The 23,353-nt window shown below is 34.3% G+C and carries 27 protein-coding genes, 1 tRNA gene and 2 pseudogenes; 7 read left to right on the forward strand and 23 right to left on the reverse strand.

The features are described from left to right. Positions 1 to 15 precede the first annotated feature (15 nt). Positions 16 to 100, reverse strand: a tRNA-Ser gene (locus AOB46_RS21735). 266 nt (positions 101 to 366) lie between these two features. Then, positions 367 to 1,653 (reverse strand): Ig-like domain-containing protein, encoded by a 1,287-nt coding sequence (locus AOB46_RS21740; RefSeq protein WP_062703373.1) that lies wholly within the window; start codon positions 1,651 to 1,653, stop codon positions 367 to 369. A gap of 664 nt (positions 1,654 to 2,317) precedes the next feature. On the opposite strand from AOB46_RS21740, the gene AOB46_RS21745 reads away from it, so the two are divergent. Together AOB46_RS21745 and AOB46_RS21750 are read left to right on the forward strand one after the other, a co-directional pair. After that, on the forward strand, positions 2,318 to 3,031 hold the full coding sequence (locus tag AOB46_RS21745) for an outer membrane beta-barrel protein (protein WP_062703374.1): 714 nt from the start codon (positions 2,318 to 2,320) through the stop codon (positions 3,029 to 3,031). 30 nt (positions 3,032 to 3,061) lie between these two features. Beyond that, positions 3,062 to 4,738: a S41 family peptidase gene (locus AOB46_RS21750; protein ID WP_062703375.1), complete on the forward strand. Its 1,677-nt coding sequence runs from the start codon at positions 3,062 to 3,064 to the stop codon at positions 4,736 to 4,738. 101 nt (positions 4,739 to 4,839) lie between these two features. On the opposite strand, the gene AOB46_RS21755 is transcribed toward AOB46_RS21750, so the two are convergent. Next, on the reverse strand, positions 4,840 to 5,784 hold the full coding sequence (locus AOB46_RS21755; RefSeq protein ID WP_062703425.1) for a beta-1,6-N-acetylglucosaminyltransferase: 945 nt from the start codon (positions 5,782 to 5,784) through the stop codon (positions 4,840 to 4,842). Positions 5,785 to 6,167: 383 nt separating this feature from the next. Here AOB46_RS21755 and AOB46_RS21760 point away from each other — a divergent pair, with 383 nt between their 5' ends. Both AOB46_RS21760 and AOB46_RS21765 read left to right on the forward strand, forming a co-directional pair. Next, positions 6,168 to 6,896 carry a DEAD/DEAH box helicase gene (locus tag AOB46_RS21760; RefSeq protein ID WP_241489264.1) on the forward strand — a complete coding sequence of 243 codons (729 nt, stop codon included), beginning with the start codon at positions 6,168 to 6,170 and terminating at the stop codon, positions 6,894 to 6,896. A 148-nt stretch (positions 6,897 to 7,044) separates the two neighbouring features. Continuing rightward, positions 7,045 to 7,239 (forward strand): cold-shock protein, encoded by a 195-nt coding sequence (locus tag AOB46_RS21765; RefSeq protein WP_062703379.1) that lies wholly within the window; start codon positions 7,045 to 7,047, stop codon positions 7,237 to 7,239. Positions 7,240 to 7,605: 366 nt separating this feature from the next. Here AOB46_RS21765 and AOB46_RS21770 read toward each other — a convergent pair whose 3' ends face one another. Beyond that, positions 7,606 to 8,337: a hypothetical protein gene (locus tag AOB46_RS21770; RefSeq protein ID WP_062703381.1), complete on the reverse strand. Its 732-nt coding sequence runs from the start codon at positions 8,335 to 8,337 to the stop codon at positions 7,606 to 7,608. A 215-nt stretch (positions 8,338 to 8,552) separates the two neighbouring features. Between AOB46_RS21770 and AOB46_RS21775 the strand changes: the two genes are divergently transcribed. Continuing rightward, positions 8,553 to 9,173 carry a hypothetical protein gene (locus AOB46_RS21775; protein ID WP_062703383.1) on the forward strand — a complete coding sequence of 207 codons (621 nt, stop codon included), beginning with the start codon at positions 8,553 to 8,555 and terminating at the stop codon, positions 9,171 to 9,173. Between the two features lie 107 nt (positions 9,174 to 9,280). Here AOB46_RS21775 and AOB46_RS24055 read toward each other — a convergent pair whose 3' ends face one another. The 11 genes and pseudogenes from AOB46_RS24055 to AOB46_RS21815 all read right to left on the reverse strand — a co-directional run bounded on the left by AOB46_RS24055 (position 9,281) and on the right by AOB46_RS21815 (position 16,553). Continuing rightward, positions 9,281 to 9,451, reverse strand: a complete 171-nt coding sequence (locus AOB46_RS24055; protein WP_316934410.1) for an ATP-binding protein — start codon at positions 9,449 to 9,451, stop codon at positions 9,281 to 9,283. Further along, positions 9,375 to 10,001, reverse strand: a pseudogene (locus AOB46_RS21780) (ATP-binding protein). Before AOB46_RS21780 ends, AOB46_RS24055 begins: the two are co-directional and overlap by 77 nt. A gap of 43 nt (positions 10,002 to 10,044) precedes the next feature. Then, positions 10,045 to 10,254 (reverse strand): hypothetical protein, encoded by a 210-nt coding sequence (locus tag AOB46_RS23880; protein ID WP_241489265.1) that lies wholly within the window; start codon positions 10,252 to 10,254, stop codon positions 10,045 to 10,047. A gap of 111 nt (positions 10,255 to 10,365) precedes the next feature. Beyond that, the gene (locus AOB46_RS23885) at positions 10,366 to 10,827 is read right to left on the reverse strand and encodes a Mu transposase domain-containing protein (protein ID WP_241489266.1); all 462 of its coding nucleotides are present in this window, start codon (positions 10,825 to 10,827) and stop codon (positions 10,366 to 10,368) included. After that, positions 10,821 to 11,195, reverse strand: coding sequence for a hypothetical protein (locus AOB46_RS23890; protein ID WP_241489267.1), 375 nt, complete (start codon positions 11,193 to 11,195; stop codon positions 10,821 to 10,823). The genes AOB46_RS23885 and AOB46_RS23890 overlap by 7 nt, the downstream gene beginning before the upstream one ends. Positions 11,196 to 11,213: 18 nt before the next feature. Further along, the gene (locus AOB46_RS23895; protein ID WP_241489268.1) at positions 11,214 to 11,531 is read right to left on the reverse strand and encodes a hypothetical protein; all 318 of its coding nucleotides are present in this window, start codon (positions 11,529 to 11,531) and stop codon (positions 11,214 to 11,216) included. Between the two features lie 289 nt (positions 11,532 to 11,820). Then, complete coding sequence (locus tag AOB46_RS21795; RefSeq protein WP_062703386.1) at positions 11,821 to 12,429, reverse strand: DUF4304 domain-containing protein; 609 nt, start codon at positions 12,427 to 12,429, stop codon at positions 11,821 to 11,823. Positions 12,430 to 12,549: 120 nt separating this feature from the next. Next, on the reverse strand, positions 12,550 to 13,422 hold the full coding sequence (locus AOB46_RS21800; protein ID WP_062703388.1) for a hypothetical protein: 873 nt from the start codon (positions 13,420 to 13,422) through the stop codon (positions 12,550 to 12,552). 198 nt (positions 13,423 to 13,620) lie between these two features. Beyond that, on the reverse strand, positions 13,621 to 14,511 hold the full coding sequence (locus AOB46_RS21805; RefSeq protein WP_062703390.1) for a hypothetical protein: 891 nt from the start codon (positions 14,509 to 14,511) through the stop codon (positions 13,621 to 13,623). A gap of 71 nt (positions 14,512 to 14,582) precedes the next feature. Further along, positions 14,583 to 15,026: a DUF4304 domain-containing protein gene (locus AOB46_RS21810; RefSeq protein ID WP_062703392.1), complete on the reverse strand. Its 444-nt coding sequence runs from the start codon at positions 15,024 to 15,026 to the stop codon at positions 14,583 to 14,585. 3 nt (positions 15,027 to 15,029) lie between these two features. Further along, positions 15,030 to 16,553, reverse strand: a complete 1,524-nt coding sequence (locus AOB46_RS21815; protein ID WP_062703394.1) for an RHS repeat-associated core domain-containing protein — start codon at positions 16,551 to 16,553, stop codon at positions 15,030 to 15,032. Here AOB46_RS21815 and AOB46_RS21820 point away from each other — a divergent pair. Further along, a complete protein-coding gene (locus AOB46_RS21820; RefSeq protein ID WP_062703396.1) occupies positions 16,537 to 16,998 on the forward strand; it encodes a hypothetical protein in 462 nt (153 codons plus the stop codon). The two genes, AOB46_RS21815 and AOB46_RS21820, sit on opposite strands and share 17 nt — an antisense overlap. Positions 16,999 to 17,024: 26 nt before the next feature. Further along, positions 17,025 to 17,300, forward strand: a complete 276-nt coding sequence (locus AOB46_RS21825; protein ID WP_062703397.1) for a hypothetical protein — start codon at positions 17,025 to 17,027, stop codon at positions 17,298 to 17,300. 61 nt (positions 17,301 to 17,361) lie between these two features. Here AOB46_RS21825 and AOB46_RS21830 read toward each other — a convergent pair whose 3' ends face one another. From AOB46_RS21830 to AOB46_RS21860, 8 genes and pseudogenes are all read right to left on the reverse strand, one after another. Then, positions 17,362 to 18,189, reverse strand: coding sequence for a hypothetical protein (locus AOB46_RS21830; protein ID WP_131724436.1), 828 nt, complete (start codon positions 18,187 to 18,189; stop codon positions 17,362 to 17,364). A 254-nt stretch (positions 18,190 to 18,443) separates the two neighbouring features. Then, positions 18,444 to 19,052, reverse strand: a complete 609-nt coding sequence (locus tag AOB46_RS21835; protein WP_062703401.1) for a hypothetical protein — start codon at positions 19,050 to 19,052, stop codon at positions 18,444 to 18,446. A 20-nt stretch (positions 19,053 to 19,072) separates the two neighbouring features. Next, positions 19,073 to 19,759, reverse strand: coding sequence for a hypothetical protein (locus AOB46_RS21840; protein WP_062703403.1), 687 nt, complete (start codon positions 19,757 to 19,759; stop codon positions 19,073 to 19,075). Between the two features lie 9 nt (positions 19,760 to 19,768). Further along, positions 19,769 to 19,957 (reverse strand): hypothetical protein, encoded by a 189-nt coding sequence (locus AOB46_RS21845; protein ID WP_062703405.1) that lies wholly within the window; start codon positions 19,955 to 19,957, stop codon positions 19,769 to 19,771. Beyond that, positions 19,941 to 20,450 (reverse strand): hypothetical protein, encoded by a 510-nt coding sequence (locus tag AOB46_RS23245; RefSeq protein WP_185113899.1) that lies wholly within the window; start codon positions 20,448 to 20,450, stop codon positions 19,941 to 19,943. The genes AOB46_RS21845 and AOB46_RS23245 overlap by 17 nt, the downstream gene beginning before the upstream one ends. Then, a pseudogene (locus tag AOB46_RS24135) lies at positions 20,386 to 20,661 on the reverse strand (RHS repeat-associated core domain-containing protein); the annotation flags it as partial. The gene AOB46_RS23245 and the pseudogene AOB46_RS24135, both read right to left, overlap by 65 nt. A gap of 241 nt (positions 20,662 to 20,902) precedes the next feature. Beyond that, entirely contained in the window at positions 20,903 to 22,843 is a 1,941-nt protein-coding gene (locus tag AOB46_RS21855; protein WP_131724438.1) for a hypothetical protein, read from the reverse strand. A gap of 13 nt (positions 22,844 to 22,856) precedes the next feature. After that, complete coding sequence (locus AOB46_RS21860) at positions 22,857 to 23,186, reverse strand: DUF6443 domain-containing protein (RefSeq protein WP_241489269.1); 330 nt, start codon at positions 23,184 to 23,186, stop codon at positions 22,857 to 22,859. Positions 23,187 to 23,353: the final 167 nt, after the last annotated feature.

Consider the following 23,353-nt stretch of genomic DNA (forward strand, 5'->3'; position numbering starts at 1 on the left):
TGTTTTCGCATCTTGCGGAGAGTGAGGGATTCGAACCCCCGGACCTGTTACAGTCAACAGTTTTCAAGACTGCCGCAATCGACCACTCTGCCAACTCTCCCTGAACTCCGGCTATACCGTTGTTTTCAGTCGTGCAAATATAGAAAAATTTATATTAATTTCACAAATAAAAACATTTCAGGATCTATGTGTCAGGTTATCAGAGGGTATTGTTCCTTGTTAATGCGCTTGCTCTCATTTTTGATTATTTTTGCAGGTTTATTCTGCACGAAGACCCGAAGATTACCTGATCATTTTCTTTCACGTATATTGGTATTGCCTGCTGATTTTATCTGTTTCAGAACAGCAGCATATATTAATGAAAAATTATTCTTTTTTAGTTTTAAATGATACTTTATATTCTTCTTTCTCAAAAGGATAGCCGTCTTCAGATTTTGTTGTCCTGTCTGTTATGTAAAAGTCGTATTCTGTATCAGATTGTAAGTTGGTTGTTTCCAGAATCAGAACCGTTTTTGATTCGTCTAAACCTACAATGTTTTTTAACGGAAAATGCTCTTTGCCATTTTTGGAGAAGTTGATGGAAATCTTTTCATTCATTGGTTTTGAGAAGATAATTTGAATTTTTTTTGTGTCTTTATTTACATTCTGACTACCATTTTCGAACTCAATGATCTTAACCATTTTGGGTTTATTGCCATTGTATTCAGATATTATTTGTTCAGCACTTTTTTTATCTTCAAAATAGTTTGATTTTGCTAAAAACTGAAGGACTTCAGCTTCATTATTGAAATCCAATTCAATAATGTTTTTAATTGAAGCTTTTTTATCCGCCGAATTTTCATAATATTTTTTGGAAATAACATATCCCACAAAATATCCCAGATCAGGATTTTTAGCGTGGCTATTGTAAAACCAGTTTTCAAGCTTTTGACTAAACATCTCACTTTTAAAATCTGATTTTACTTTTTCATAATTTTTAAACCCGTAATCAAGATATTGTGCTGTGAATTTTTTATTTAAAGCTAATTCTGCAATAAAATCACAGGAGCCTTCTTTAATTGCCTTTGACAAAACATTTATTTCACCCTCTTTTTGAAAAGTATGAATAAATTCGTGTACAGTTACCTGTTCTAATTGTGACGGATTTGTAAATAAGAACATTTTCTGATGACTTTCATTTTCAAATTCTGAAACAACAGTATTTCTGTCACCTACTATTCTTTCAACCCCTAAAAGTAAATCTTCATTATGGGTGGTACCTCCCGATTTTAGGGCTCCGATGGTAAAGTAAATATTTCCTTTGGAATTATTGGGATAGATTTTTCCCAGCTTTCTGAAGGCTTTTTCAATTGTTTTTATTTTTTTAGAGCCAATGAATGTGTTAGGCCTGATGGAATTCCAGAATTTAGGATATTTTTCAATGACATTTAAATAATCATCTTTTCCGAATTTTTTAATTTCCATAAAAACATTCAGTCCATCCGTTTTCTTATTCAGGAAAAGATTTTCAATAATTTCATTTTTATCTTTTTTATTTTTTTGAATACTGTCATAAGCAATCCAAAAATTATTGATGTCGGTATTAAAAATTTTCTGGGCGTTTGAGTAATTGAAAAATGTTAAAAAGGCAAATGCCGGTAATATACGTTTCATGGGTTATTTAGTTCTGTATCAGGTCTGTTATATAGCCGAATATTGTTGATTCAATTTTATATTGAAAAAGGTACAAATCAATTGATTTATACCCTTTTACGAAGAGTGAGATATCTGGATTTATTATTTTAAAATACTGATATTCAACTATTTTAAGAATACTAAATGGCAAAATGCTGGATTTTCTACAATTCTTATTTTCCTATAAGTTAAACTGTAAAATATTAACAGATTAACGCTCTTCTACTTTAATTTTATTCTTCAAATATAAGTATAATGGGATTTATCTACCAAAATTTCAGACGAGATTAAAGTTTACACCGGGGTTTTAAGCCTGAAAACCGGCTTTATAATATATAAAAAAGGACGGTTTTTATCCTAAAAAAACGAACTAAGATAATCCTAAAAAACTTTAAAATCCTGTAATAAAAGCGAGCAGGATACGATTTGAAACGGTAAAAATAACTTTATCACCTAATATCTTCAAAAATAATTTTCTGTTAAATATTGATTTTTGAAAAAATAAAACTTTAAAAATTGTATTATTTAAAGTTTTATATGTATTTAACATATTTTTTATGTAAAAATAACTGTTTATTTATGTTAAATTAATTTATATAGCTTGCTTTGTATATTGTCAATAAAATAATTATCATTAAAGTTTATGAAAAAAAAATTATGCAAAGCTTTATGTCTTGGCCTATTTTCGGTAAGTACAGGCTTGCTGGCGCAGAATAAGTTTAAAGCAGGGCTGGATGTAGGATATACATACAGTATACTGAATGGCAATCTTTCGAATATGGTAGACGCCAGATATAGCCCGAATTATGGATTCGGAATAAATCTCTCCGGAGAATATATGATCTGGAAATCGCTTTTTGTCTCTACCGGTATTTCTCTTCTGCAGAAAAATTATGACTATGAAAGAACAGACAGCCGTTATGGCTGGTATACCAAATATACTAATAACTTTCTGGGGCTTCCTGTTTTGATCGGAGGATATGTTTTGAACAATCCGCACGAAAGTAAAGGAGTATGGATAAGGCTGGCAGCCGGGATGTATACGGAATATTGGCTTAAAATGAAAAGGGAAGGGCAGTATCCTGTTTTTAGTGAGCTGCAGTTAGACGGAACCTTCAATTATGCTCAGGTCAACGATACTTACGATTTTAAAAAGAATGAAAATCAGCTTAACCGCTTTGGTTATGGATTACAAGGGCAGGCCCAGTTAGGTTATTCTTTCAGTAAATTCGATGTTCATGCTGCATATAATTACCAGTATGGTTTATCAGATATCAATAAAACCAACGAAGATGAGAACCGGAAAGCAACAATCCGTTCTTATATGATCTCTTTGGGAGCTTCGTATAAATTTTAATACAGTTTAATCCATTTTAATTATTCATATATGAAAAGAAATTTTAAAACATATTTAATTTTAGCTCTGGGGTTGCTTATGGCAGGAGGAGCATTTACTTCCTGTATAAAGGATGATGAATTGTCCGTTAAAGAGCCTACAAGATATACAAGAGAGGATGTAAAATCCTATGGGGATCTTTTTAAAGTATTCTGGTCTACTATGGATCAGCGCTATAATTATTTTTACGAGCAGAAGAGAAAAGATGGTATGGACTGGAACGCCATTTATCAGGAGTATTATCCAAAATTCTCAGCATTGAAAACATATAATAAAGATGATGAATTCAGTGATAAGCAGATTCTGGAAGACAGAAATAAGGCCATTGAATATTTTACAGATATTATTGATCCTATTATTGACAGGCACTTTCAGTTTGCCGTACTGCTGCCGGTGGCAAAAAATGCAAACAATACTTCGGTAGTTTTCCGGGGAGGGATGAAAACTAAAGGCCCCAATATATATAACTTTGGTTTAAAAATGGGCTATATGCAAAGTAGATTGAACATATTGGATACAAAATTTTACTTTACAAATGGAGGAATATTCAATTATTATGTAGGTACCCTGAAAACCAATCCGGAGATCCACTATATGACCTATAATATGTTTGCTCTATATACTACCTATCTTGGATTGCGAAATGAATATCTTGTTTCCAGTCCTGTGGATAACTATACTCTGACCGTTGGTGAAATTGATAGCAATCCTGAGCTGAATGCCATTGCAGATGTAGTTAAAAGAAAAGAAATAAGAGATAAGACGGTAGCTCTCCTGAATCAGTGGAATACTTTTTTCAGCTCTCCTGATATAAAATCTTTTAATGATCAGGTTACTGCATTTCATAATACAGAAGTTGTTTCTGATGATTTAATTGCGTTGGCAAAAAAAATAATTGCCAATGCTCAAACCCAACCATTGTATATGTATGTACCTAATCAAACCAATGAAAACAAGTTATACGTTAAATGGTTCATAGCCCGTATGACAGAGCATGTAGAAAAACAATATGGTTTATTGCTGTTTCAAACCGATGCCAACAGTTTGATCCAAAGAGCTCCGTTTTATCAGAAGTTTTTAAACCCTTTACATCGTGGAGAGATCAAAAAGCTGATTATAGATCTTAGAGGTAATGGTGGTGGTGCCGTTATTGATTCCCGTGTATTTATAGATCGTTTTGTCACAAAGAATACTGTTTGGGCTTATCAGAGAACCAAAGAAGGCGATGGACAGTTTAGTTATACTCCATGGGTTCCAATGCATGCGAAACCACATAAATATGGCATGCCTTCCAATATTCCAATTGTAATACTAACGGACAAAGGAAGTGCCAGTATGTCTGAAATGTCAACAATGATGCTAAAAAGCCAGGGTAACCATGTGATCTCAGTAGGTGATTATAGTTTAGGAGCTACTGCCGGCTTAAACCCGGATTCAGATGCATTCAATGGAGGGAGCTTAGGCAGTATAGCCGGTGTTATGGAATTCTATATGCCGACAATGGCAACAAAAGACCTAAACGGTGAAGTTATTGAAGGGGTAGGAGTAAAACCTGATATTTATGTAACACCTCCTACCGACGCAGAAGTTGCTGCAATGCAGAATTCTCCGGCTACTTTTGTAGACAGGGTAATGATAGAAGCAGTAAAATATCTCAATACCAAATAGTCTGAACTTATAGAATGATACTAAAAAATATGGAGAACTAAGTCTCCATATTTTTTTTGGTGAGTATTGCAGAACTTTTGTGTCTAAATTTTACTCCTGGATTAATTATTCTGTGGATTATCCCTTTTAAGTTCTCTTTCAATTTCATCAACTTCCGGTAGTGGAATATGGTAGCTGTCTGCGATATACTGTAAAATATCTTTATCAGTTTTACCATTAACTTTCCTTATGAAAAGCTGATTACTGGATTGTAAAGATGTAATTAAATCAGTAACATACTGTTTTTTGCCAAATACAGTTTTTTCAATGACTGCTCTTTTATCATCATTAACAATAATATCATTAAATGATGTATTCATCAGTACAGTCTGAAAAAAGGACTCCGCCGGTAAAAGCGTATGAAGGTAATAATCTTCAAAATCCATGACCCTCTTATTATTGGTCATGAACACACAGGTTTCCCTTGTCAGTATAATCCATTTTCCGCCTATATAAGGAATAACTCCCTTCATAAATTCTCTTTTGTAAATAAGAGACGATATTTTATGGGTTAATTCCGTAAAATGATTTTGTATTCTTTTCAATGTGTCTGGCCTGTAATATTTCTGGTCATAATAAAAGAGGTAGTTTCTCCCAAAGTTACCAGTAAGGAACTGACGGATAATGTTTTGTGATTTTAAGGGGTAGTCTTCGCCGCTCAGATTAATAAAATAATCCCACTCCTGGCTTACGTTAAGTAAATATTCCATAGCATTAAGCTCAGCCTGAATCATACTAAATCCACCCGAAACAATATTCATGCTTTCAAGGATATACACATTTGGAAACTGAACTAAAAATATGAGTATTTCCTCTGTTATATCTGCATTGGCTTTTCGATCGATATGAATAAGATAAAATTGATCTCTTGTATAGATTTTCTGGAACATATTTTTAAATACCTCAGGTTTATGATGAATCATAATGAAGTAAGCAATCCGTACTTGTGGTCCGGCGTGTGAAGCTAGAGGCTGTAGTTGAGAAAGTGTTGTGGGTAAAGTTGGCATGATGATGAAATTAGAAATCATCCACAATATGCAAACAATTTGTTTTATGTGCGAAAGTTACGAATATATTTTTGATAATCAATTTGTTAAATTGGGGTGTTGTTCATTTATTTTAGTGTACATTTGCAAAGTACTTATAAAAATGGGTTTCTGCCTTTGCTACTCTGTAATAATTTAAAATCACTTTTTTTCTTTCAGTTTTTGCTTTTCAGCTACCATGTTTTTAGCTTTCTTGACACTGTATAGATCGGAATGCTAATAAACTCAAATTTATAATAACAATGAAATGTTATTGCGCAGATCTTAATTGTTTAAGTAAATAAAGTCGCAAAAGAAAAAGTATGTTTTACAACATATAGTATCTCAAACTGAATCCTGCCAAAATGGATTTGTTTACTAAAACCTTGAGTGGGATAAGCCTTATGATGAGTTTCAGAAATTTAAAATTGATTAATCCAATTATTCGTGCTGCGACAGAAAATGGATATTCTAAACCTACTGATATACAGAGTTTAGCTATCCCGCATATTCTTGCCGGTAAAGATATTATTGCATGTGCAAAAAAAGGTACAGGCAAAACAGGTACTTTCGTAATGTCAATTTTACAATTGTTAAAGAGAGTTACGCCTGATCATAAAGATATAAGGATTTTAATACTGGCTCCTACATCAGAAGTAGTAATTCAAATAGAAGAAAACTTTACAGTTTACAGTAAATACATGCCCTTGTCGATACAATCTATTTTTGACGGTGTTCCTGTTGGCGGACAACTTGCAGCTTTAAGAAATAGAGTAGATGTTCTGGTCGCAACTCCTGAGAGATTACTGAATCTGACAAGCCAGAGAAATATTGACCTGTCTAAAATTGAAATGCTGGTTTTAGATGAGACTGACAAAATACTTGATAAAGCAGGAATAAGTGAACTGAAAAAGATTATAATGCTCTTATCACAGCACAAACAGACATTATTATTTTCTAGTACTATGTCCGGAAGTATCCGCAGATTTTCAGAAACCTTCCTTAATAAACCCGTTGATCTGATTGTTAATGAATTACAGGCACTAAATGAAAATACCTTAAAAACTGTCTTTTTCGTAGAAAAAAAATCATAAAGGATATGGAGATATGATACAAAGTGAAAATAGCTTATTTCCACTCTGACAATTAAGAACATAATAATGGCAAAGACTCAAAAAAATGATTCGTAAAATCTGTGAAAACATACAGATTAATAATATATAATTTTTAATAATAATTACAATGCAACAAGGCACAGTAAAATTTTTTAATGAAGCGAAAGGCTTCGGATTTATTACACCTTCAGATGGGAGTAAGGACATATTTGTACATTCTTCAGGGTTGAGCGTAAGTTCAATTTGTGAAAACGATAAAGTCGTTTTTGATGTACAAAAAAGCGATAAAGGGCTAAATGCAGTTAATGTAAAATTGGCATAATTTGATATGTTGATAGATAGGTAGTTTCAATATTATCTATATTTTTCACCAAATGAATATCTAAATAATAACTTCGGATATATTGCTTGAACGAAGATTCACGGTGAAGTGTTGATCTTGCAATTCTACAGTGTAAAGCCGTTTTCGTTACAGACCCCGATTCTAAATAGAGTTTAAGCTAATATTTGCGAGCCTTGACTTGCTGTTGCTGTTTATCCATGGATAAAGGTTTTAAACTTTATACCATAAATTTAAGTCATTTTTGTAGCGGAACAATTGATGCTTTACATTATAAAAAAATAAAGAGGTTGACCAGGAGTCAACCTCTTATTATATCTCAATTAAATGAGATGCGTTAAAAGCTGTTTAGAATTCGTTTGAAATTGATTTCAATTCCATGTTTCCGAAATTACCATTCAGGATTACTTCACTGATTGGTCCGTCCAGTTCATCATATACTGTGGAATCAAAACTTTTACTGGAGGTAATATAGATATGATCAAAATCTACATAACCAGCATTGCTGTTTGCCATAGATTTCTGGGCCGACCCTGCGTTGCCAAATGATTTGGTTGTGGTTACTGTTGTGGTTGTCTTTCCGTCAGGACCAGTTGTCGTCGTGGTGGTTTTCTTATAATCAACAGCTGATGCGACAGCAGCACCAACGCTAACTAAGACATAAATTGCCAGCTGTATCCAATTGGTATCCTGAGAATCACAAGGGTTTTCCACAGAATAACGGTGTACTTCCTGCCCGTCTTTATAAAATTGTACAATAATTTCTTTTCCTTCAAGAAGACTGTTGGCTACTAAGCAGGCAGGAACATTATCGATACGCGGACGGTGAGCCCATTGCGCCACTGTTTTTACACGATTATATTTATCCAATATATTCATTGTAGCACCGAATGACTGCTGATCAAGTTGTTCAGGCTCAAAGGTAAGTTCGAATCGACTTTTTCCGTTGGTGTTGATTATAACACCGTCTGTTGTTTCATTTAATTCTGAAACTGCGATACTTCCAGAATCATTTTGAAAAATCTTTGCATTCCCTTTTGGATATACTTTGTTCTCGTTAAGTTCAATGAAATTGCTCATAATAAAAATTTTAAATATTAATAATTTGGTTAACAGTAAGATCAAATTGCCCGGGATGTATCTGATTACTTACTGAAACAAATATATAAGCGAGTAACGACAGAACTTGACGTATAAAAATTAATTTTTGACGGTTTTGATTTTTATGGAATGGATCGGTAGTATGTTTTGCGCATTGATTATTTTTAAATTGGATGTACTAAAAATATAAGATTATGTTAGATTTAGAGTACATAGAAACAGTGCTAAAAGCAAAAGAAGGATTTGAATTTCAACGCTACAGCGTAAGATACCTGAGAAATAAACATGGTTACGACTTTCAGGCTGTAGACTCCAAAGGTAGACTTGGTGACAGGGGGAAGGATGGATATATTTTTAAAACCAGGGAATTTTTCGCAATGTCGTCACAGGTAAAAAACCTGTCAGATAAGGTCAGACGAGATTTTAAGAATTGTATGGAGAAGAATCTTGAGGTCCTGATCTTCACTTTTGTAACTAATCAAAAAATTGGACCTAAAGAATGTGATACACGTGACGCTCTACAGAGGCAATATCCTGACACAGAATTCAGGTTTCTTCAGCATGGGGATATTGCAGCCGAATTACTGCTGCTTTCTAACCGGGAAATCCTGATAATATTGAGAAAGTCTGTACCAATTTTGGCTGACAACACAATCTATTTCAAGGAAAATATTGAGAAACAGATGTCCTTTACACTGTTGGAATCAGTAAAGGATTCTTTGCCCTGGTATTTGGCAGCTATTGTTATTTGTGTGATGGCAGGTGCGGTTTTTTTTATTTTTCTTCTGACCGGGTGTATATTCCAGTTAAAATGACCACCTTATTCCTGATTAAAATGACCACTTAGAATGAAGTCAAAAACGGTGTCTAAAAGATGGTTTAAAAATATAAAATAATTCTTTACTCAATGCTGATTTTATGGTCAGCTTTTTTTTCTTCTCATCGATTCCCCTTTAAGGTCTATTCTCAGGGAGTTATGTACCATTCTGTCAAGGATTGCATGAGCAATAGTCTGCTCAGCAATGACTTCGTGCCATGCACTTACAGGAAGTTGCGAAGCAATAATAGTGGCGTTTTCCGTGCCTGTCTTCAATAATCTCCATAAAATCTTGTCTTTTGAGGTTATCCAGCGACTGCAATCCAAAATCATCCAGGATAATAAGGTCTTGTTTTTCTATACGGTCAATCTCTTTGAGGTAAGATCCGTCTGCCTTAGCCATTTTAAGCTTTGAGAAGAGTTTATTGATGCTGAAGTACATCATTTTATATCCCATTGTACAGGCTTTGTAGCCTATGGCAGTAGCAATAAAGCTTTTGCCCACCCCTGTTGATCCCGTAACAAGAATATTCTGTTTCTGAGAGATAAAGTCATATTAGGACAACCTTCCGATCGTATTCTTATCAATGTTCCTGGAATAAGATGCAGTAATCTCTTCTAGGAATGCCCTGTACCTGAATCTCGCAGAAGTGATTAACCGCTCAACTTTTCTGCTTTCCCTGTCGTCATACTCGGATTCAATCAAATATGCTATAAGTTCATCGTTGGTATAAGAGATGCTTCCTGTTTCCATTGTTGTGGAAAAAGCTCTGTGCATCCCGTGGAGCTTTAAGTGTTTCATTTTTTCTAATGTTGCCTGATTCATAGATTTTTGTATTAATGATTTTAATTGTTAATGATTGTAGATGTTACTGATAGTATTTTCCTCCCCGTATGTTTTTATGTTTAGGGAGTTTCTTTTCTTCAAAGAAGGCATCATCATCGGTGAGATTATCCAGTCCTCTTTCCAAAATGCTTTTAATCATGGCAAGACTGTATTTTTCATATCCCAATGCCCTTTTACAGGCATTGTCAAGCCTTACGTTGCCAATCTTTTTTGATAATGAAAGTATCCCCAAACAGGTTTTATAGGACTGTTCAGGATGCTACTTTTTCTCCAGTATTTTAGTAATATACTGTTCACAATATTCCCCGATGGATGCTCCCCATGAGATAAACCTTGAGGGGTTTCATTCCGTCATAAATTGGTAAGAAGAAGGCATATGCTCCTTTACAGTAGTGTATTGGTATTTAGCCAGTATCCTGTCATGGAATGATATTCTACGTTGATCATAGTAAATCCCAACGGTATTTTTACTGTAAATAATATTTACCTTTTTCCCAATATAGCTGAACGGGACACTGTAATAGTGCTTATCTCTGCTTAAATACACATGATTGGTTTTATGTACTGTGGCACGAACAGTGTATTTTAGCTGATACATCATGGCAGGCAGTGGAGATAAAGCGGGCTTTTCAACCTCACGGAACACATCTGCTCTGGAATACTTTTTTCTTTTCATGGGAGCTTCATTATGAGGTTCTAAAAGGTTTTCTATTGCCTTGTTTAACGCCTCCAGACTGAAAAAGTGTTCTTTGCGCAGAGGAGCAAAAATGCGGGTGTAAACAATATGCACCGCATTCTCTACCAAAGCTTTGTCTTTTGGATGATAGGTGCGTGTAGGAAGTATTGTTGTGCTGTAATGGGAAGCAAAGTCAGAAGGGAATCTGTGATAACGGGTTCATACTTATGACTCTTTTTTACGGCAGTACAGAGGTTATCGGTAACAATGGCAGCGGGAACTCCTTCGTAATAATGCAGGGCTTTGGTAAGGCTTCCCAGAAAATCTTCTTTTCCCTGGGTTCGTGTAGCTTCTACAAAGGTCATTCCGCTTGCTCCAAGTATGGCCACGAAGACTTCGACTTCCTGTTGTTCACCTGTTTCTTTACTGACAATGTGAAGCTTCTCTCCTGTATAATCCACAAAAAGTTTATCCCCTGCCTTATGTTCAATATGCATGGAAGGATTTACCTTTTTTCACCATTCTCTGTAATGATGGCAGAAACGGGAATATCGATAACCCGAAGGATACTTCTCTATATATTCTTCCCATAGCAGATAACGGGTAACCCCAACACGTTTAAGCTCTTTGGAAAAGTAAGGAAATAACGATTCTAACTGCTTTTTAACGTTGTCGTTATCTCTTATGTCAATAGCTGGGGTATCGAATAAATCATCTAAATCTTCATCACTCAGCTCTATAAGTTCTTCATAAGTAAGCTGATGCTCATGGAACAGGCTGATGTACTTTTTTGCCGTATTGCGGGATATACCCAGTTGTTTGCTTATCTGCAATTTACTTACTCCCTGGTGTATAATCGTAGTAATTGTTTAATGTTCAACATGTCTATTTTTTTGTTAGCCATTGGTATTTTTTGGCTAAGTTATTCAAGACACGTTTTTTGACTTTTTCAGGTGGTCAATTTGATCAGGATTACCATGGTCAATTTGGGCTGGAATCAACTGGTCACTTTAGCAGGATTAAGGTGGTCAATTTTGCAGGATTCTACAACAAACTCTTTCCAATAGTGAAATTTATACAAAAAACAGAGCATTGAAAAATTTCAATGCTCTATTATCATAATTATTTACTATATTCTATTTCCTCCAAATGTTCTTTTACTATATCGTAAAATTTCTTACCATCTGGTTGTTGTAAAAATGTTTCAACAACTTCATTCAAAGCTTCAATATCTCCTTTAGCTTTCAGAAATATGGTCAAATATTTAAACGTTTCGACAGCAGTTGATCTAATAAAATCTCCTTTTACTAAACTATTCATAAGACCTTCATCTGTTATACGCTTATCAATCTCAGGTACAATAATATTTTGGATATTATCTATTACACTTGAACTGATTTTATATACATCATCACCTACTTGAAACTTCCACCAAAAATCTTGGCGATCAGGCATAAAATGTCCAATTCTAGCTTGCCATTGGCATGCCCATACATCTGGTAGCTTCGAATTATCATAATCATAATCAACAACTTTTCCCAAAAGATCTGAATATACACCAAAATTTAAAGTGAATTTCACTTCATCCATATTACCATCTTGGCTTTTTTGGAAATTTATAATTCCAAAATTGTTATCTGACTTTAAGTAAAAATTATTTCCTTTTTTACTAAATCCCAAATCCTTTAAAGATGGAGTTATTTTTTGTATAATTTCTTTAAAAATATCCATTTTTTCCGATTTTAATTAAGTCTTAGAATCTAAACTTCTTATTAGAAGGAATCGCCCGAAGTTTTCGGGCAGTTCCTTAATAAATTTTGGAAATTATGCCAATAACAATCCGTGATATCACTATTCAGTTTCAATATTAGCTATTTCAAACTCAAAACCAGTTAATTTCTCTTCTTCTACCATTTTTCTAAATTTTTGTGAACAAAAGTAAATAGGCTCAGGTCTCAATAAACCCCTTTTAACTCCAAATTTTTGTTTACTAGTAAGAAAATCACATTGAGAAATGACTTGGTTATTTAGTACATAAGGTTCTGATAAAAGTCTTAATCCAAGTAAATCACCTTTAGGACAAATATAAACCTCTTTCTCAAAGTTAACCTGATGCCCCGAAACATTAAAAGTTCCTCCATTACTACTTACTGAAGCTGTAAATGGATCATCCCCAGCAATGGTATTCTTTGATAAATAAAGTTCTTCATTCGCTGTAAGTTGATAATATTTTTCAACATTTGTAGGGGTTATTTGTAAACCTTTCATATTACTTAGATTGATAGCATTTACAAATTTTTCAGAGACGACTACTTCTCCTCCGATTGTTCTGGCTATATCTTTTTTTGGTATTGTACCTTTCTTAAGAAGCAGCGGACCTATTTGCTTCCCACCTGTGCCACATATTTCACATGCTACTGTTTCATCGTATAATGTACCACATTCCTCACCTGTTGGTTCAAAAACCGGCTTTATTTTTAAATGAAAAAGTTTTGCATTATCTAGCTCTTTTTTTGTATAAGTACGTTTAGTATAAGTATATAGGAAAAAAGGGTTTCCATAATTTTCTCTAAACATCTTATCAATTTGACAAATTTTATTATAAAGATCATCATCCCTTGTAATGTGCAGTATATAGATCGCTCCATTATAGACAGCATTATTGGGCTTTGGCAAGAGATCATAATGTTCTTTGAAAATTCTAAATTCAATTATTTCTTTCACTTAGTTCAATTTAATTGGAATTGGACGAGTTGTTCTAGTTAAGGAGTTACTTTAGAAATATTATTTAAAGTCCAGAATAACTTTTTCAATTAACGATGGGCGTTTTTTGAATGACTTTTTTATTTTAATGAACCGCCCGAAGTTTCGGGCAGTTCCTCAGAAATTTTAGAAATTGATCTTATGAGACTACGTTATTTCTCATTTCAAATTATCAGTTTCAATATTAGCTATTTCAAACTCAAAACCAGTCAGATTTTCTTCCTCTACCATTTTTCTGAAATTTTGAGAACAGAAATATAATGGTTCTGGTCGCAATAAACCTCTTTTAACACCAATCTTTTGCCTGCTGGCAAAAAAATCATAGTGTCCAATTGATTTGCTATTGAAAACATAAACTTCGGATAGAAGATTTAATCCTATAGTATCCCCGTTTGGACATTTATAAATTTCTTTTTCGAATTTTATAGTGTAGCCACCAGGTATGTCAAATTCCATAGCTTCACCCTCTTCTGCAAAATCAAACATGTTTAAACCTACTGTAGTATTGTTTGTCAATTCTAACTCAGAAGATGCAATTAATTGATAGTGGTTTGATATTCCACTTTTAAAAACCACAGGTTCTAACATTATCCCTTTCAAGTCTCTTGATTTAACAAGTCTAGCAAATTTATCTGAGACTATTACTTCTCCAGCTATTGTCCGTGCAATGTCCTTCTTAGGTATCGAACCTTTTTTCAACCGCAATGGGCCTACCTGTTTTCTGTTTGCACCACATATTTCGCAGGCAATGGCCTCATCATAAATGGTTCCGCATTCTTCTCCCGTCGGCTCAAAACCTGTTTTTATTTTGAAATTAAAAAGTATGGCATCGTTCAATTCTCCTTTAGTATATTGGCGTTTAATACTCCAAAAACTGAAAAATGCTCTATTTTCCTTTTTTAACCTATTATACAATTCACCAACATTATGAAATAAAGGATCATTGGGTGATAACTTTAAAATATACGCTGCACCATTGAATTTGGCATCATTTACCGGCAAAAGGTGATAATTGTCTTTAAAAATTCTGAATTCGTGTATTTCCTTCATAGTATTTTCATTTTTAAAGGAGCCACCAAAAAATAAGGTGGCTCCATTATAAAATAAAGGACATCTAAAAATTAAACTAACAATTTTTCCAGTTCTTTTTTAACCGAAGATAGTAGCTTAATTTCTCCCTTACTTTCTGCTTCAATAATGCTTCTCTTTGTCATAAGCTTACTAACAAATGGCGTAATCGTATCCTTAAAAAGTTCCTTTAATTTTTCTATCCTTAGATCATCACTCATGGGTCTATCCAAGGCTAAAATATCGTCTATTACTTGCTTGGTTACATCTCCTATAGGACTTTTTATTAACTGCTTAGTAGGATGGTACTCTCTATCGAAAGATCCTTGTATAAACACCTTTATATTAAGCATATAATAGTCTCCATAGGTTGATTTCTGTAATTCCAGAACCGCAAGGCATTCAGAGCTTTCCAAATACCAACCACCAAATGCCTTCAAGTAATTATTCTCTTTGGCAATTTCTCCAAATACTATTTTAAATTCTTTACTATCCATAAATTATTTTTTATAATATACTTCTAAAACTTTCTTCCAATCGACATCCTTAAGTCTTGGATTTGCTTCAATTGCAGCCGGAGACTGTAATTCCTCTAAATACATTTGTAATTGCTTTGCGCCATTGTTAAGCTGCGTTTGATTAAGCGGCTTTAACTCATGAATTTTTCCATTTTCAATATCAAGGTAATCGATTCTCTTGCCACTTGGCAATCTGTACTCTTTATAACCCAATCCTTGAGCAACCTCTTCAGCTTTGTAGCCTCTATGTATATCTTTACCAAATTTGAGCCCAGATTTCATCCATTCACCTTTGTAGGTGGTTGGAGCGCCTTCTTTCAATATTGGTATTGGCTGCTCATCCACAAAATTAAAACCAACAATCTCATCAACCGAAAATTCAATATCGTCAATTATTAATATTCCAGTTTTTGATGGAGTTTTACCTAATGCAGTTGTTTTTGGGGTATTATTAAGGGTCCATTGAGATCTTCCCTTAGCGATGGGTGCGCCTTTAAGGATTGTCCCTTGAGGGGCACCAATTTTAGCAGCTTTAATATTGGCTACAACTCGCTGGATTCCTCCAGCAACACCTCCCAATACACCACCGGCAACACCTCCCGACAAACCTCCCATGAAGGTTCCTTTAAGGATGTTCTCTCCAAACATGACTGAAGAAGCAAACCCACTAATAGCACCTGCAACAGCCCCTCCTGATGCCCCTGCTATAGCTCCTCCAAGAATACCGCCCTGTATTCCCCATGAGGTGGTGGCATAGGCTAAGGCAGAAGCACCAATAACTGTAGCAACGCCTCCAGTAAATGCGCCGATCGCACCACCCATCACAATTTTTCCCCAGGTTGCTCCCCAGTTCCACTTTAAAGGATTATATGAACCATTGGCTTTTACTCCTGTAAAATAAGCTCCAGCTACAGCTCCTATGGCAATCATCCAGACAATCTCTCCGCTAGGATCGGTATACATCAGTGGATTATTCAATACATACCCATATCTGTTATAATTCTGGGTATTGAACGGATCTTGGATATTTTCATCAGCACTCAAAAACCTCCTGAGCAGAGGATCATAGAGCCTACCATTCATATGGATGATTCCTACTTCAGGAAAATACTCATGCCCCGTATATCCACGGCTTAATAATAAAAGGCTTCTGTCAATTACAACTTTATCAGTAATAATCGCGCCATAACCTTTCTGTAAGTGGGTGAAATTACCCCATGCGTCATAATGTCTGCGCTCAAGTACTTTCCCACTTGAAGAACTGATGGCCAAAATACTTCCAAGATAATCCTTGTGGACAAAACGGTAAGATCCACTTGTTTCTGAAAAGTCTTTCAAATATACAACATCCGCTTCATATGGTGAATCTCCGATGTAGATAATATGTTTCTCTTTTCCGTCAGCATTTTTCACCACTTCAAATGATCCTTCTTCACTGTATATCTTAATGTATTTTCCATCACTGTCACTGTTGAAATTACCTCCGTACGTGACCCGCTGTCTCATTGCTGTTAATCCATATTGGTCATCTCTTTTTCTTGGATGCTCAAAAAGTAATGAAGAAAAAATAGGCTGTACCTTTGAAATTAAGCCTGTCTTCCTAAATTTTAATGTTTTAGGTGCTGAATCTGGTAGTGATCTATTTTTCTCTAACACTCCCGCTTACCAGATAAAGGATATTTATTTCTTTAAGGTAAAAGACACAGCGAAAAAAGATACTATACGTCCTTCCATAGAAGGAGCAGGCAACGAAAGATCGTTTAAGATCTCTCCCGATAATAAACTTTTGGCAGATACACTTATAATGCATATTGGTGAGAATCCCGCGGATAAGCTGGTTGTCAAAATGAAAAACTCCGAGGGTCCATATTCAAATCCGATTATAGGTGAAGTCTTCCTTAACGATGCAAAATTAAACTATGACAAAGGGAGGGTTCAGTTTAAGAAGTAATTTTTTCACCAAATAAATCAAATATTATGAGAAATTTATCAGATCTTTTAAACGAGATGCGCAGATACTATTATTACAATGGGAAAAAGGTTTATGTGGACGTTGATCCTGATCTTTTGCTTATTACCTTTAAAGAGGAAAAGGAGCCTGAGCAGCAGATTCAGGTATTAAACTCTTTGGCTAAAGATACTTCCATATTTAAAGGTCTGCAAGCCGAAAATCTTTCAAAGGACAAATACGTATGGGTTAAACTCGATAAGGAAGCGGCTTTCAAATATTCCATACTAAAAATAGAGCATTGAAATTTTTCAATGCTCTTCATTTCATGAGTAGTTACTTTAAATATTTAATTTAATTCAGAGATCAGGTTCGAACGATTTCTTCTACAAATCTTATAAACTCCAATGTAGTATGAGATAAGATATTATAATAGAAAAAAGCATGACGTTTTAGCTGATCCTCTAATTCATTTGAGTTATAAAATCTTACTAGTCCGTCATCTAAAAATTCCGTCTTAGTCCCATCATCAAGAAGAAATTCATTTTCACCAATCTGCTTTGTGGTCTTAACAGCAAAAAAAACGCTAAAATCAAAAGATGGAGGATCAAAATATGGATGAACAAATTTTTCAAATTGCAGAATCCGTTCGATTTTTTTAGAGGTTATCTTTTTAAAAATAACAAGTTTATACTCAGGTGTCTGCCAAAATCCATTCTTAAAAGCTTTTCTGCTTGACTGATAGTCTGTCTCTATTCCAATATAGAAATCATCTTTTAATGGTCTATATTTTATAACCGTTTTACCAAAATTCACTTTTTCAATAAAGCTAGGGAAATTTAGATCCAAAAGCTTATTATAATATTCAATCCAGTGTTCACTATTAAAGAAAGGGGCAACTAGCATTTTTCGTGATCTCTCTTTTTCTGGAACAATTAGTTCTATGAAGCAGTTAAAATCATTTAATTGTTGGTACTCTATTTCTACTTTATCGTTAGCCCAGAATATTTCCTTCGAAAACTCTTCACTCTTCATTTTTAAATTTATCAATAGTCCGGAATCATCTACTTTACTTCCGCCAGCTTCAAATTTAAAATGAGTATATCTACTGGCTCCATTTCTAAATTCTATTTCACCATAATTCACAAAAAAATTTCCATGAGAAAGTCTTTCCATTAAAAAATCGATATGCATATTTAGATCCCCGTATTTTATACGGGGATCAAGGATTCTATGAAACAAAATACATTCTAAATACGTATTCTGTATACTAAGAATATATTCTATTGTTTTTTCAACAAGTTTTTTTTCGTCCAATTTTATGTGTGACAATTTATTCATGGACGACTTTAATAAGATTTTTGAGAAAGCATAAAACTTGAAAATTTGATTTTAAAAATACTTTTATCTCCCTTCTTCTGTGATGTTTTCATCAATCGTTTAATATTTCATTTCGTGCTAGAATTATTATCCCTGCTACTTGTTCCCTCTGTTTTTTTCAGATCAGAAAGCATAATATTCAATTTATCCGACCTTTCCTTTCCATCTTCTTTCCAAAACTCTACGAAAGCAAGCTCCCTGTCAATTGCAATCTGTGCAAGGATGTTAATACCTTTATCAATCTTTCCTTCTAAAAAAAGTTGAGTAAAAGCTAACGCGATTATAATACTATCTATTCTATTTAAAGCTACGTATTGATCCGGCAATCTGCTAACCTCTTGAATAAGATAATTTCTATTCTTTGCGTCAGTTCTCAAATCAAAAGAAGCATATGCATTACCCAAATCTTTTAAATTTTCTTGCAAAAAAAGAAGTGCATTCTTATCGCTGTTTTCCTGTATCCAATCACTATATAGGTAAAACGTATCGTTACCCATATCATTGCCAAATGGAGCAAATTCATCAATTACACTATAATAAAACTTTTCGGCCATTATTTGTTGTGCTTTATTAGCCCCATATTCTTTTTTTATTTCAACGTATTTCAATGGCTTTTCCTTTCTATTGCAAGATTGTAGTATACTTAATACAATAAATGTAAAAAGGATTTTTCTCATAATTTAATTCATTTACTTTGTTATTGTACTAAATCCTTTAGATCAAAGAATTGTGGTGATCCAAAAATGCTACTATTTTCTAATCTCAAAATGTCGCCCTCTAAAATATTGAAATTTTTAAAGTTAGCTTCTGTCATAATCTTCCAAGTATCATATTCTTTTAGCTTGAAGGATTTTTGATCAGATAGCCTCACCATTGTCAATGTTGCTTTCTCCACTGATAAATTCATAATTATTTCATAAATTTCTTTTTTATATCTCAGCTTTTTCTTAAAAATAGAACTTGATAATGTCCATTCTATTGTTTTAAGCGCTTCAAGTGATTGTAGTACTTCAGATTTATCGATTAAAAAATAATCATCGGATAGATTACTAAAAAGCACTTTCCATTTGTCAATCAATAATGCTTTCTTTTTCTTGTCCGAAAGATCGTTCCAATCAATTCCCTTTGTAGAAGCTTCGAGGTTAATAATACCAAGTGCGGGTTTCCTTCCATTAAAATAGTTTTTAATAAAATTATCTATTGAGTCTTCCTCTAAATCAGGAATTAAGCAAAACATGATCTTATTTACTTTTTTAGTCCTGTCCAATTTGTCCTGAACAGCAGATATCAACAAAAATTCTAATAATGTTCTGTAATTTGCTAGGCCATTAAATTTTTCTACATCTTTTGATGCTACATAGATAGTGAACCAGATATTTTTCATTTTAAGTTCTTATAAAAATCTTGTCAATGCATCCGCATGCGGATATGATTGTGCATACGGCATAAAACCTTTATTTTCCACATACTGCCAAACATAATACTTTTCATATAAAAATGCTTCTTGTTCTGTTACGCCTTCATGTAAATACATCCAGCTATGAGGTCCACGTTCCGCATATGTTCTATTTAGGCCTGCCATTAGGGTCTTTTGCTCTTGTAACTCTGAACTTTGCAATATCGTCCGCTCCCATAATAGCATAAACAAAAGATTTTCTGCTTGGTGCTGTGTCTCCCTTTAAAGATAATAACAATCCTAAAGAAAAAGTTCTGGATAAAACTGTGGACCATGAAAATCCAGCACTTCCTGCCGCAGCAGTAGAAATTGTTCCAGCCGATGTTCCAACTGCTAAACTCCCAGCTAGCACCTTAGCGGTAACCGCAGTAAATAATCCTGCCGTAAGCAAGAAGTTTATTTCATTCGTAGTAAATGGATGTTTTGGACCAGATCCTCCACTTAGTGAAGCGAAATCAAATTGTGAAAAATCATATTCAGGATTTATAATTCCTTGCAAGACATCGTATGCTTGTTGTCCTGAAAGCGCTATCCCCCCTAATGCAGCATAGGTATCAAACCCACCAGCAACATCGCCTGTAAGATGATAGGTCCCAAAATGGTACTCTAGTTCGGACATAGAATGCCCCATAAGACTTGTCAATGGGGTCAAATTCCCAGTTAAACGCTGAATTTCTTCCGTAGAAATCTGCTAAATAAGCTGGTACTCTTCCATCTGGATCCGTAAAATTAATAGGGTTATTAAAAGCATAATTATATAAGCTATGTCGTCTCATCTGCTCGGCCAGAGGATCTGCTACACCCCATCTGCCTAATTCTGGCATATATAATCTAGCACCAAAATCACTTCATCCTGTTTCTTCCTGAAATTCTTTGCCGTTAAATTGATATTTATAAGGAGGTTCCCAGTTTTGAAGACCGTAGCCTTCATGCTTTAGTCCGAAAGGATAATAATTATTTTCTTCAAGAGCTTCTATGCTGCTTCCGTTATGGAAATAACTTAAGCGTATGTTTCCCTGTTGGTCCGAGTAATTGTAAATATACTTATTATTTTCAAAATTATAATAACCTTCAGAAGTTGGAACAAATTTTCAAGATTTGTTGTGGTCTATCGTCAGAAGAAGTAACCTCATATTGAAAACCGTCAAAATATTCTGTAATCTTTTGTGTTTCTACCGGATTTTTCCCATAACCATATGTATAAGTTTTTTTAACTTTCGTGCCATCTGATCGATAAACATATCGTGTATTAACATTATTGTTAGCATTGGGAACCCGTGGTATGTAGGTCTGGTCGAATTCGATATAAGAGGGAAGATTCATGAAGTTGTAATCAATGTCTAAGATTCCTTTGTCCAGCTGATCTTTCATATTACCATTCAAATCATATGTTATTGTATTTCCAATTCCTCCTGGATAGCCACTATAATTCTTCTCCTGACCGATTACCCATACAAGTCTGTTTCCTAAATAATCATAAGACAGGTTATCTACACGCTCCGCTAATCCTGCAAAATTTTTAGAATTTCTCTGCAAAGTTTTAATATTTCCATTAGCATCATAGCTCATATATTCGCTATAAAAATTATTTTGAGGAATGGAGGAAGCTGGTTCTGAATAAAGACCAGCCGATAATCTTCCCAAATTATCATACTGATAGGTATATCTTCTTAAAACACCATCTACAGAAGACTTCCAGTCGATTTCAGTGATATTTCCATTGTATTTTCCAGCCAAATTAGCAGGATTACTGTATTTCAGCTCATAACCAAATAAATCACTTCCAAGATTTGAGGGGTCATTAACCTTAACTAATGCTCCGCGTACATTGTACGTATAATCAATCGTTTGAAGGGGCTGATTTATATCTGTACCACCCACATTCCTTTTCGTTAATTGCGCAAGATCATTATACTCGTTCCGAACAAGAATTTCTTCTGGATTACTACCAACCTGATGCTTTTTAACCAAAAGTCTATTTTGGCTATCATGGATAAAAGTTTGATTGGTTACTCTTTCTGTATCACTATTTAATCTTTTATGCCTTGTAATTGTTTGTTTTACTATTCCTGCAAAATCTAGAAGTGATTCATTTTTCGTATAACCTCCCAAATGGTTAATAGAATGGGTTCCGACAGGTCTACCTTTACTATCGTAGAAGAGATAATTCCTTGTCCATCCATTATCTTCAATATTTTTTAGATATGTAGCTGTGGCCAGACCTTTTGTGTTCAAAGCTATCCCTTGTGTGTCTTTAAGAACTCGCTGATCCTGTGAAATAATATAATTGGGAATACTTACTTCTGAAGGTAGCGGAGGATAAGTGTCATAATAATTAACAGTAAGAATTGTGAGACCAGAAGTAGGATAGATATTCTTAGTATAATAAATATCCATTCCATTCAAGGTCAAAGGTATGGTACTTCTCATTTCGTTAATATCCGCGTTAGCAGCCATGTTGTCTAGAGTTGTCTGTATAGCATTTCGTGTTTCACCATTCGCAAAAAAACCTTTATACACAATTCTTCCGTGAACATCATATTTAGTAAATATCCAACCTTTTGTTTCGAAGTTATTGTTCGTGGTCCCAAGCACTTCATCCTGATAAAGAATGGGTCTATTTTTGTTATCAAAAACAGTATATTCCCATCCTTTTCCCGGCAGCTTCTTCTCAACCATTCTGTTTAGGCCATCATATCGATACTGATAACAAAGTTTTTCCAAGGTATCTGGCGACACCGACCCTGATACTGAAGCTAGAGGGGGTATTACGTAAACCAAATGGCCATATTCATTATAAACGTAATATGTATCCACTGCATCTACCGTTCCTTCTCCTTTTCTGGCCATGATAAGCTGTCCTTGCTTATTTTTGTATTCTGCCGATACTTTTCCATCTTCATCGGTTACCAAGCTCTTTGACAATGTACTTGCAGAATAAGTCCCTGAAAGCGACAAAGCAGACTCTGTCCTTCCTTCGACCCAAGTAGAAACCACTGTATATTTTTTCACCTCTCCATTGATATTAATTAGAAGGGTGTGTTTGCCTATCCTGCCCCGGAGAGATCTGTTTGAGGACCCGGTCCAAAGGGGAGTTATCCAGGACAATCTGAGAAAACGGACGACTGTCTCCATAAACCGTAATCGCATTATTTTTTACAGTCTCAATATCATGTACTGCTCCATTAGAAGTAGTCATCGGTACAGGAAGCCAATTATCTGTATTTTTCCCATTAGTGTTATACGGAATATGCTGTACCATATCTTTACCTGTAGGACTAGATTTTATGCTGACGGTCTGGAAAGGTCGGCCGAAACTATCAAAGTATATAATACTTTGAATATATAAAAACATAGGGGTTTTTACTATATTTTATATACATCGATTTCCCTATATCCACCTCAATTATTATTTTATATTATTAAGATTGATTCTCAAGAAAAGTTATATGCCATTAACAGCAAAATTTGTCGTATTATTTAATAATCCGTAAAATAACACAAACATCATTTACATTTCTA

This window comes from Chryseobacterium indologenes (genome assembly GCF_001295265.1).
GTDB classification, from domain to species: Bacteria; Bacteroidota; Bacteroidia; order Flavobacteriales; family Weeksellaceae; genus Chryseobacterium; species Chryseobacterium indologenes_A.

What these genes read in the sequence shown, in the direction of transcription:
- AOB46_RS21740 (WP_062703373.1), bottom strand. Translation starts at nt 1,653, where the DNA reads ATGAAACGTATATTACCGGCATTTGCCTTTTTAACATTTTTCAATTAC.
- AOB46_RS21745 (WP_062703374.1), top strand. Translation starts at nt 2,318, where the DNA reads ATGAAAAAAAAATTATGCAAAGCTTTATGTCTTGGCCTATTTTCGGTA.
- AOB46_RS21750 (WP_062703375.1), top strand. Translation starts at nt 3,062, where the DNA reads ATGAAAAGAAATTTTAAAACATATTTAATTTTAGCTCTGGGGTTGCTT.
- AOB46_RS21755 (WP_062703425.1), bottom strand. Translation starts at nt 5,784, where the DNA reads ATGCCAACTTTACCCACAACACTTTCTCAACTACAGCCTCTAGCTTCA.
- AOB46_RS21760 (WP_241489264.1), top strand. Translation starts at nt 6,168, where the DNA reads ATGGATTTGTTTACTAAAACCTTGAGTGGGATAAGCCTTATGATGAGT.
- AOB46_RS21765 (WP_062703379.1), top strand. Translation starts at nt 7,045, where the DNA reads ATGCAACAAGGCACAGTAAAATTTTTTAATGAAGCGAAAGGCTTCGGA.
- AOB46_RS21770 (WP_062703381.1), bottom strand. Translation starts at nt 8,337, where the DNA reads ATGAGCAATTTCATTGAACTTAACGAGAACAAAGTATATCCAAAAGGG.
- AOB46_RS21775 (WP_062703383.1), top strand. Translation starts at nt 8,553, where the DNA reads ATGTTAGATTTAGAGTACATAGAAACAGTGCTAAAAGCAAAAGAAGGA.
- AOB46_RS23890 (WP_241489267.1), bottom strand. Translation starts at nt 11,195, where the DNA reads ATGCATATTGAACATAAGGCAGGGGATAAACTTTTTGTGGATTATACA.
- AOB46_RS21795 (WP_062703386.1), bottom strand. Translation starts at nt 12,429, where the DNA reads ATGGATATTTTTAAAGAAATTATACAAAAAATAACTCCATCTTTAAAG.
- AOB46_RS21805 (WP_062703390.1), bottom strand. Translation starts at nt 14,511, where the DNA reads ATGAAGGAAATACACGAATTCAGAATTTTTAAAGACAATTATCACCTT.
- AOB46_RS21810 (WP_062703392.1), bottom strand. Translation starts at nt 15,026, where the DNA reads ATGGATAGTAAAGAATTTAAAATAGTATTTGGAGAAATTGCCAAAGAG.
- AOB46_RS21815 (WP_062703394.1), bottom strand. Translation starts at nt 16,553, where the DNA reads ATGAGACAGCGGGTCACGTACGGAGGTAATTTCAACAGTGACAGTGAT.
- AOB46_RS21825 (WP_062703397.1), top strand. Translation starts at nt 17,025, where the DNA reads ATGAGAAATTTATCAGATCTTTTAAACGAGATGCGCAGATACTATTAT.
- AOB46_RS21830 (WP_131724436.1), bottom strand. Translation starts at nt 18,189, where the DNA reads ATGCATATCGATTTTTTAATGGAAAGACTTTCTCATGGAAATTTTTTT.
- AOB46_RS21835 (WP_062703401.1), bottom strand. Translation starts at nt 19,052, where the DNA reads ATGAGAAAAATCCTTTTTACATTTATTGTATTAAGTATACTACAATCT.
- AOB46_RS21840 (WP_062703403.1), bottom strand. Translation starts at nt 19,759, where the DNA reads ATGAAAAATATCTGGTTCACTATCTATGTAGCATCAAAAGATGTAGAA.
- AOB46_RS21845 (WP_062703405.1), bottom strand. Translation starts at nt 19,957, where the DNA reads ATGGCAGGCCTAAATAGAACATATGCGGAACGTGGACCTCATAGCTGG.
- AOB46_RS23245 (WP_185113899.1), bottom strand. Translation starts at nt 20,450, where the DNA reads ATGTCCGAACTAGAGTACCATTTTGGGACCTATCATCTTACAGGCGAT.
- AOB46_RS21860 (WP_241489269.1), bottom strand. Translation starts at nt 23,186, where the DNA reads ATGTTTTTATATATTCAAAGTATTATATACTTTGATAGTTTCGGCCGA.